This is a genomic window from Streptomyces sp. W16 (assembly GCF_033194735.1).
Taxonomy (GTDB): Bacteria; Actinomycetota; Actinomycetes; order Streptomycetales; family Streptomycetaceae; genus Streptomyces.
On sequence record NZ_JAWOAI010001190.1, the window covers coordinates 1 to 845 of the forward strand.

Annotated in this window: 1 protein-coding gene; it reads right to left on the minus strand. The window is 73.0% G+C overall.

Annotation, left to right across the window (positions count from 1 at the left end; all coding sequences use genetic code 11):
- The coding region (locus tag R6V09_RS54125) for a heparinase II/III family protein (RefSeq protein WP_317888688.1) at positions 1 to 845 on the minus strand (845 nt) is incomplete at both ends.

The window sequence follows — 845 nt, forward strand, 5'->3', positions numbered from 1 at the left end:
CAGCACCAGCCGGAGCGACTCGGGGACCGGCACGCCCGCGGCGTCCGCCTCCGCGACCGCGGCCAGGCCGAGTTCCAGTACGAGTCCGTGGTACTCGGTGGCCAGCTCGCGGTTGAGGCCGGAGTCGAAGGTGTTGGCGCGCAGCTGCCGCTCCAGCGAGCGCAGCGCGTCGGAGCGCCAACGCGCCGACGAGGGGAACCAGTTGAACGCGCAGGCCGCGGCGGACTGCCCGGCGGTCTCGGCGATGACGTGGTTGTTCGCCGAGGAGCCCCGGCTGGGGAAGGCGGCCAGCCAGCGCTGGTGGTGCCAGATCTGGTTCAGCGCGACCGGGTTGTCCTCGAACAGTTCGGCCACGCCCGGCCAGCCGTCGAGCAGCCGGCGGATCCACACCCAGGACAGCAGCCGGATGCCCAGCTCGATGCCGCTGATCCAGTGCACGCCCTGCAGCGGCGGGTTGGCCGCCCACCACGACCGCAGGTGCTCGGCGACGCGCTCGGCGTACCGCTCGTTCCCGGTGACCGCGTAGGCGGCGGCGAGCACGGTGAGGTACTGGTGCCGGGACGGCTCCCAGATCTGCTTGATGTCCCCGGCCACGTCCTCGTTCCGGTACGGCACCTCGAAGGCGTAGCCGGACGGGGCCCGGCGCCCGGTCTTCGGGTCGTACGACCAGTCCGGGTCGGCCATGTCGTGGCGGGCCACCCCGAAGAACTCGGCGTGCCCGTACATCAGTTGGTCGGCCTCGGCGACGAGCCGTTTCACGGCGTCCGGCGGCACCGCTGCAAGCGTCCCGGCGGGCAGGACCGCAGTGAAGCGGGCGCCGGTCACGCTCGGGCTGTCGGGCCGCG